Annotated in this window: 5 protein-coding genes, 1 tRNA gene and 1 pseudogene; 1 reads left to right on the top strand and 6 read right to left on the bottom strand. The window is 72.0% G+C overall.

The genetic code is table 11. The annotated features are described in order from the left end of the window. Positions 1–124: 124 nt before the first annotated feature. The 4 genes from XM48_RS00395 to XM48_RS00380 all read right to left on the bottom strand — a co-directional run bounded on the left by XM48_RS00395 (position 125) and on the right by XM48_RS00380 (position 6117). Complete coding sequence (locus XM48_RS00395) at positions 125–1192, bottom strand: aspartate-semialdehyde dehydrogenase (protein ID WP_046453793.1); 1068 nt, start codon at positions 1190–1192, stop codon at positions 125–127. A 15-nt stretch (positions 1193–1207) separates the two neighbouring features. Then, a complete protein-coding gene (locus XM48_RS00390) occupies positions 1208–2485 on the bottom strand; it encodes an aspartate kinase (protein WP_046453792.1) in 1278 nt (425 codons plus the stop codon). Positions 2486–2599: 114 nt separating this feature from the next. Further along, a complete protein-coding gene (recR, locus tag XM48_RS00385; protein ID WP_046453791.1) occupies positions 2600–3196 on the bottom strand; it encodes a recombination mediator RecR in 597 nt (198 codons plus the stop codon). An 11-nt stretch (positions 3197–3207) separates the two neighbouring features. Then, complete coding sequence (locus XM48_RS00380) at positions 3208–6117, bottom strand: DNA polymerase III subunit gamma and tau (RefSeq protein ID WP_084820824.1); 2910 nt, start codon at positions 6115–6117, stop codon at positions 3208–3210. A 119-nt stretch (positions 6118–6236) separates the two neighbouring features. Here XM48_RS00380 and XM48_RS00375 point away from each other — a divergent pair, with 119 nt between their 5' ends. Beyond that, positions 6237–7415 carry a MarP family serine protease gene (locus XM48_RS00375; protein ID WP_046453789.1) on the top strand — a complete coding sequence of 393 codons (1179 nt, stop codon included), beginning with the start codon at positions 6237–6239 and terminating at the stop codon, positions 7413–7415. Between the two features lie 62 nt (positions 7416–7477). Here XM48_RS00375 and XM48_RS00370 read toward each other — a convergent pair. Both XM48_RS00370 and XM48_RS18105 read right to left on the bottom strand, forming a co-directional pair. Further along, a tRNA-Ala gene (locus XM48_RS00370) sits at positions 7478–7553 on the bottom strand. A gap of 64 nt (positions 7554–7617) precedes the next feature. Further along, positions 7618–7943, bottom strand: a pseudogene (locus XM48_RS18105) (hypothetical protein); the annotation flags it as partial.

Genomic DNA, 7943 nt, shown 5'->3' with positions numbered 1-7943 from the left:
GCGGCGATGACGACGAACACGATCCCGAATACGAACAGCATGGCGTATCCGCCGAAGAGCGTGATGATGAGCAGGGCGACGCTCGAGCTGAGCGCCTGCGGGATGTTGAGTCGATGCGCTGGGGCTACGCCGAACGCTTCGCCGCCACGAGCTCCGCGATCTGCACCGCGTTGAGCGCGGCGCCCTTGCGCAGGTTGTCGTTCGAGACGAAGAACACGAGGCCGCGGCCCGCGGGAGCCGACTGGTCCTGGCGGATACGGCCGACGAACGAGGGATCCTGGCCTGCGGCCTCGAGCGGGGTCGGAACATCGCTCAGTTCGACGCCGGGAGCCGCTGCGAGCACCTCGGTGGCGCGCTCGGGCGTGATGTCGTTCGCGAATTCGGCGTGCACCGACAGCGAGTGCCCGGTGAACACCGGCACGCGCACGCAGGTGCCCGCGACGAGCAGTTCGGGCAGCTCGAGGATCTTGCGGCTCTCGTTGCGGAGCTTCTTCTCCTCGTCGGTCTCGCCCTCGCCGTCGTCGACGATGGAGCCGGCGAGCGGCAGCACGTCGAACGCGATGGTCTTGGTGTAGACCTCGGGAGCGGGGAACTCGACCGCCGCGCCGTCGTGCACGAGGCCCTCGATGCCGCCTGCCTCGACGGCGGCGGTCACCTGCCCGGCGAGCTCACGGGCTCCGGCGAGACCGGAGCCGGAGACGGCCTGGAAGGTGGTCACGATGAGGCGTTCGAGGCCGGCTGCGGCGTCGAGCGCCTTCAGCGCCGGCATCGCTGCCATGGTGGTGCAGTTGGGGTTCGCGATGATGCCCTGGCCGGCCTCGACGATGCCGTCGACGGCGTGCGGGTTGACCTCGCTGACCACGAGCGGCACCTCGGGGGCGAGGCGCCACGCGCTCGAGTTGTCGATGACGATGGCGCCCGCCGCAGCGAACTGCGGCGCGTACTCGCGGGATGCGGCGCCGCCCGCCGAGAACAGTGCGATGTCGATGCCGCTCTTGTCGGCGGTCGCGACGTCCTCGACGGTGATCTGCTCACCGCGGAATTCGATGACGGTTCCCGCCGAGCGCGCGCTCGAGAAGAAGCGGATCGACGCGATCAGGAACTCCCGCTCGACCAGGAGCCTGCGCATGACCGCGCCGACCTGACCCGTGGCGCCGACGACGGCGACGTTGAAACCCTGCTGCTCTGCCATGTGTTCCTCTCGGGCCTATCGGCCGGTACCGGCGTAGACGGTCGCCTCGGTATCGGAGTCGAGACCGAAGGCGGTGTGGAGCACGCGCACGGTCTGCTCCATGAGGTCGGCGCGCGTGACGACGGAGATACGGATCTCGGAGGTCGAGATCATCTCGATGTTGATGCCCGCGTCGTAGAGCGCGCGGAACAGCTGAGCGGAGACGCCCGAGCTGGTGCGCATACCCGCACCCACGACGGCGACCTTGGCGATCTGGTCGTCGTACTGCAGGCTCAGGAACCCGACGGACTCGCGCTCGGCCTCGAGCGCCTCGACCGCGCGGCGGCCCTCTTCGAGGGGCACGGTGAACGAGATGTCGGTGCGGTTCGTGTCGGCGGCCGACACGTTCTGCACGATGATGTCGATGTTGGCGTTGGTCTTCGCCACGATCTCGAAGATCTGCGCGGCCTTGCCCGGGACGTCGGGCACGCCACCGACGGTGACCTTCGCCTCGTTCTTCTCGGCGGCGATCCCGGTGATGATCGGCTCTTCCACCTGTGCTCCCTTCGGATGCCCCTTCGCGGGGTCGTAGACGATGGTGCCCGTCTCGTTGGAGAACGAGGAGCGGACGTGCAGTGCGACACCGTGCCGGCGCGCGTACTCGACGGCGCGCAGGTGCAGCACCTTGGCACCGGAGGCGGCCAGCTCGAGCATCTCCTCCGCGGTGATCGCGTCGATCTTGCGGGCGCGCGGGACGATGCGGGGGTCGGTCGTGAACACCCCGTCGACGTCGGTGTAGATCTCGCAGACGTCGGCACCGAGCGCTGCCGCGAGCGCGACGGCCGTCGTGTCGGATCCGCCGCGGCCGAGGGTCGTGATGTCGCGGGAGTCGCGGCTGAAGCCCTGGAAGCCGGCGACGATGGCCACGGCCCCCTCGTCGAGCGCCTCGCGCACGCGGCCCGGGGTCACGTCGACGATCTTGGCGGAGCCGTGCTCCGCGGTCGTGATCATGCCCGCCTGGCTCCCGGTGAAGGAGAGCGCTTCGACGCCCATGCCCTTGATGGTCATGGCGAGCAGCGCCATCGAGATGCGCTCGCCCGCGGTGAGCAGCATGTCGAGCTCGCGCGGGGCGGGGATCGGCGTGCACGCGGCCGCCAGATCGAGCAGTTCGTCGGTGGTGTCGCCCATGGCGCTGACGGCGACGACGACCTCGTTGCCGGCGCGACGGGTCTCGACGATGCGCTTGGCGACGCGCTTGATGCTCTCGGCGTCCGAAACCGACGAGCCGCCGAACTTCTGCACGATCAATGCCACGTCGGAGACCTCCAGCAGTCAGGGACGGAATATATGCGAGCGTCCAGTCTATCGCGCCGACGCCTGCGGGATGCCTGCGTTACGCGGATCGGTGCGCTCCGAGGCAAGCGGGCGCTATTCGACCTGTCTGCGGCCCTCGAATGCCCGGCCGAGCGTGACCTCGTCGGCGAACTCGAGGTCGCCGCCGACGGGGAGGCCCGATGCGAGCCGCGAGACGGGAACGTCGATCGCGGTGAGCAGTCGCGAGAGGTACGCCGCGGTCGCCTCGCCCTCGAGGTTGGGATCGGTGGCGAGGATGACCTCCTTCACCTCGCCGTCGCCGAGTCGGCGCATGAGCGCGGGGATGCTGAGGTCGTCGGGCCCGACGCCGTCGATGGGGCTGATCGCTCCGCCGAGCACGTGGTAGAGGCCGCGGAACTGCCGGGTGCGCTCGATCGCGACCACGTCCTTCGGCTCCTCGACCACGCAGATGAGCGCCTGATCGCGACGGGGATCACGGCAGATCGAGCAGCGCGTCTCTTCAGTGATGTTGCCGCAGACCTCGCAGAACCGCACCTTCTCGCGCACCTCGCTCAGCAGCTCGGCGAGCCGGGACACGTCGAAGTTCTGGGTCTGGAGGATGTGGAAGGCGATGCGCTGGGCCGATTTCGGGCCGATGCCGGGGAGCCGACCGAACTCGTCGATCAGGTCTTGAACGATGCCGTCGTACATGGTTCAGCAGCTCAACTTTCGGGTTGTCCGGGGAGCGGGCGCTCCTCGACGAATCGGGCTCCGAGCACTTCGCGCACCACGGCTTCGCCGTAGCGGACGAGCTCGGGGCCGGTGTCGGGGTCCGCGATGCCCGGCCCCGGGATCGCCGCCTCGGCAGCGGGCGCCTTCGGGGCCGCGGCGCTCTGCCCTGCGGCGGCGAAACCGACGCGCGAGGGTGCGCGCTCCGGCGACCCGCTCCCGGCAGCTGCCTGCGGCTCGCTCGAGCGAACGGGCGGGGCCTCGACCCGGGCCTCCCGCTCGGGCGCGGCGGGAATCGGGGCCGGGGCCGGTTCGGCGGCCGCGGCATCGGGGGCGGAGGGCGCGGCCCACTCGGTCATGGGAGCGGGTCGCTCGTGCGCGGGAGCACCGTTCGACGGCGCGGGCGCCGTCGTGGGAGCGGACTCGCGGGCGGCCATCGCGGAGGCGAGAGCGGCGAGTCTGCTGGACGCACGATCCTCGGGGAGCTGCGCGGGTGCAGCGCCGGGGGCCTCGGTCGCGGCTGCGGGCGCAGCAGTCTGCGGCGCGGCGGCCGGGACCGTGCGGCGGTCGGCGTACGGATCTCCGTAGGGGTCCCCCTCGCCGTCGTCGTCGTCGCTCGGCATTCCGTCGTCGTTCGCGTAGGGGTCGTCGCCGTATCCGGGCGCCGGCGCCGGAACGACCGGCCCTGCGGCGGCCTGCTTCGCGGGAGTCGGGTCCGCGGCGGGCGTCGGCGCCCGGTCGATCGGTTCCGGACTCGGTGCCACATTCTCGGGGGCGGCAGCAGGAGCGGGCTCCGCACCCGCAGGGGCGGGCTCTGCCCCTGGTCGGGACGCTTCCGGTTCGGGTCGTGCGGGTTCGGCGCTGGGAACGGATCCGGCTCGGTGAGGGTCCGAATCGTCGGAGTCGGGCGTGCTCGAGCGCTGCGGGGCACCGCCTTCTCCGGTCGACGAGGGGGCGGATTCGCGCGGGCTCGCACCCGCGGGGAGCTGCTTCGGCTGGTAGCGCACCTGCACCCCGACCGCCGACAGGATCGCTTCGCGCAGCGGTCCGGCCCCGGCCGTCTTGAAGACGTCGAGGCTCGACTTCGACGGGAAACCGAGCGACAGCACATCGCCGTCCAGTCCGAGCGGCGTGATCTCGCGGACCGCGTTCCATGCGTCCCGGTCGCCCTCGAGCAGCTCCTCGAGCAGGTCGGGCCAGATCTCGGTGAGGTCGTCGAGCGTCGCCTCGCCCGATTCGTCCGCGGAAGCGTCGTCCGAGCCGGCCTCGGCAGCGTCGCCCACCGGGCCTTGAACGGGAGCGGGGGCGGCGGGCTGAGCGGGCCTGCTCGCGGCAGCCGGTGCGGTGGGAGCCGCGGACGGAGCGGGGGCGCTCGGCTCCGCGCTCACGTTGAGGGGCTCACGCGGGACCCCGGCGAGCACGTCGGAGACGGGACGACCGAACGGCGCGGCACCCGCCGAGTCCTCACGCAGGAACTCGCGCACCGCACGGGCGGTCTGGGCGGCGTTCGCCGGGGCCGCCGGAGCGGAGGGAGCGGCAGAAACCGGCGCGGGCTGCGCCGCGGGAGCCGGTGCCTCGGCGGTCTCGACCGGGGGCTGCTGCGCAGCGGTCCCCCCGTTCGGCTGCTGCGCGGGCCGGGCCCCAGTCGGGGCCGGAGCCGCCACCGGGGCCTGGGCCGTCGTCGGCGCGGAGGCGGCACGCTGCGGGGCCGCGGGTGCCGTCTGACCGGTGATCGCGGCCCGCAGCGACATCTGCGGCTCCGCCGCCTGCCCGGCCGAGTTCGTCGAGCCGGCCGCGGGTGCCTCGGCGACGAGGGCGCGGGCGATCATGAGTTCGAGGTGCAGTCGGGGCGCGGTAGCCCCGACCATGCGGTCGAGCGATTCGCTCACCGTGTCGGCGATGCGCGAGAGGCGACCCGGTGCGAAGACCTGCGCCTGCTCGAACATGCGCTGCAGCTGGTCCTCGGGCACCCCGCGGAACACGGCGGACGCGCCCTGGACCGTGGTGGCGCTGATGACGATGAGGTCGCGCAGCCGTTCGAGCATGTCCTCGACGAAGCGACGGGGATCCTGACCCGTCTGCACCACGCGGTCGACGGCGCGGAAGGCCGCAGCGGAGTCGGCTGCGCCGATCGCCACGACGACCTCGTCGATCAGTTCGCTCGGGGTGTAGCCGAGCAGACCCGTGGCACGCTCGGCGGTGACCCGGTTGCCCTCGGACCCGGCGATGAGCTGGTCGAGGATCGAGAGGGTGTCGCGCACCGAGCCGCCGCCGGCGCGCACGACGAGCGGCAGCACGCCGGGCTCGACCTCGACCTGCTCGCTGTCGCACAGCGACTGCACGTACTCGATGAGCGTGGCGGGGGCGATGAGCCGGAACGGGTAGTGGTGCGTGCGGGAGCGGATGGTGCCGATGACCTTCTCGGGCTCCGTCGTCGCGAAGATGAACTTCACGTGGGGCGGCGGCTCCTCCACGATCTTGAGCAGCGCGTTGAAGCCGCCCGCCGTGACCATGTGGGCCTCGTCGATGATGAAGATCTTGTAGCGGTCGCGCGCCGGCGCGAACACCGCGCGCTCGCGCAGGTCGCGCGCGTCGTCGACGCCGCCGTGGCTCGCGGCGTCGATCTCGACCACGTCGAGGGAACCGCCGCCGGCACGACTGAGCTCAACGCAGCTGGGGCACACGCCGCACGGGGTGTCAGTCGGACCCTCGGCGCAGTTGAGGCAGCGCGCGAGGATGCGGGCCGAGGTGGTCTTGCCGCAGCCGCGCGGTCCGCTGAACAGGTAGGCGTGGCCGATGCGTTCCGAGCGCAGCGCGGTCATGAGGGGTGCCGTCACCTGCTCCTGTCCGATCATCTCGGAGAAGGACTCTGGCCGGTAACGGCGATACAGTGCGGTAGCCACCCGTCCATGGTAGCGGCGGCCACCGACAACCGGCCCGGCCCGTCGCACAGGCTCCTCCGAGGCGGACTGCCGCAGGCTGGAGCACGGGAACCCGACACGACGCACACGAGGAGGACGCGATGAACGGCAGCGTGCTGGTCGACCTGCTCCTCGCGGCCATCGGGATCGGAGCGCTCGTCAACGGCTACCGGGCGGGACTGCTGCGCACCGCGGCGGGCCTGGCCGGCCTCGTCGCGGGCGGCGTCGCCGCCTTCTTCTTCGTGCCCTGGCTCACCGCGCAGGTGACGCAGCCGGAGTGGCGGATCCCCGCGGCGATCGGCGCGATCGTGCTGCTGCTCGGTGTCGGCACCGCGCTCGGCGGCGCGATCGGCAGGCTGCTCCGCCGCGGCGCGAAGCGGATCCGCCTCGGCTGGCTCGATCGCATCACGGGCGCCCTCGGCAACCTGGTGGTCGCGATCCTGATCGCCGTGCTGGTCGCCACGACCGTGCAGGGGCTCGGCGTCCCGACGCTCTCCCCCGCCATCGCCGGCTCGCGCATCGTCGCGGCCGTGGATCGTCTCACGCCGAAGCCCGTGCAGTCGTTCCTCGCCCAGGCGCGCGACACCGCGCTCGACGGCGCAGCCCCCTGGGTCGCCCGCGTCCTCAACGAGCCGGTCGACGTCGCCGCCCCGCCCGCCGCGTCCGAGACCGCCTCGGTGCAGCGCGCGCTGGGATCGGTCGTACGCGTCTCGGGCGCCGCGTTCCAGTGCGGCACCTCGCTCTCGGGATCGGGCTTCGTCGTCGCTCCCGACCGCATCGTGACCAACGCGCACGTCGTCGCGGGAGTGGATCGTCCCGTCGTCGAGGCCCCGAGCGGAGCCGCCGTCTCGGGCCGAGTGGTCGCGTTCGACCCCGAGCACGACCTCGCGGTCATCGCCGTGAACGGCTTCGACGTTCCCGCGCTGCCCGTCGCTCCGGTGCCCGCGCCCGCCACCACGGGATGGATCGCGGGCTATCCGTTCGGCGGCCCGCTCACCGTCGGCACCGCCTCGGTCATCGGCACGGCCTCGGCCGACATGACGATCGAGGGGCGCCGCTCGGTGCGCGAGGTCACCTCCCTCGCGGGGACGGTGAACCACGGCAACTCGGGCGGTCCGGTGCTCGGCGCCGACGGCAGCGTGATCGGCGTGGTGTTCGCGAAGTCCGAGACCAACGCGAACCTCGGCTATGCGGTGCCGACCTCGGTACTGGATCCGCTCGCTCGGCAGGCGCCCGCCCTCACCGCCCCGGTGAGCACCGGCAGCTGCGTCGCGCAGTAATCACCTCTGACGACGACGCTCAGGAAACGCGAAAAGCCCCGCCTGAGCGGGGCTTTTCGATGTGGTGGATCCTAGGAGAATCGAACTCCTGACCTCGTCATTGCGAACGACGCGCTCTACCAACTGAGCTAAGGACCCGTGAACCCGTCCAGCATAGCAGCGCGCGATCCGCAATGCGAAATCGCTCGGCCACGGCCCGGGATCAGCCGGCTGCGCGGCGGCGACGCAGCACCGCGTCGAGGTCGGGCATGCCCTCGGCGGTGTCGCCGATCACGCCCATGCTCCGCAGCCGATCCGCGGTGGAATCGACCGGCGCATGCGCGCGCACCGAGGCTTCGATGGTGCGCTGCGCGTCGACCGTGGCGTCCGCCTTGACCTCGGCGGTCCGGGCAGCGGCGACCTGCGCACGCGCCTCGTCGAGCAGCATCGAGTCGGCCTGGTTCGCGCGAGGCCGGGCCTCCGCGGCCGCAGCCTGCGCGGCAGCGGTGCGGGCCCGCTCGCGAGCGCGGGCGAGCGCCTTGGCGCGTT

Source organism: Leucobacter sp. Ag1, from assembly GCF_000980875.1.
GTDB classification, from domain to species: Bacteria; Actinomycetota; Actinomycetes; order Actinomycetales; family Microbacteriaceae; genus Leucobacter; species Leucobacter iarius.
The sequence above is the reverse complement of the archived record's forward strand: the minus strand, read 5'-3'. Positions and strand labels throughout refer to the sequence as shown.

Bases quoted from the DNA above. Each gene is read 5' to 3' on its own strand.
- XM48_RS00395 (WP_046453793.1), bottom strand. From the start codon at position 1,192: ATGGCAGAGCAGCAGGGTTTCAACGTCGCCGTCGTCGGCGCCACGGGT.
- XM48_RS00375 (WP_046453789.1), top strand. From the start codon at position 6,237: ATGAACGGCAGCGTGCTGGTCGACCTGCTCCTCGCGGCCATCGGGATC.
- recR (WP_046453791.1), bottom strand. From the start codon at position 3,196: ATGTACGACGGCATCGTTCAAGACCTGATCGACGAGTTCGGTCGGCTC.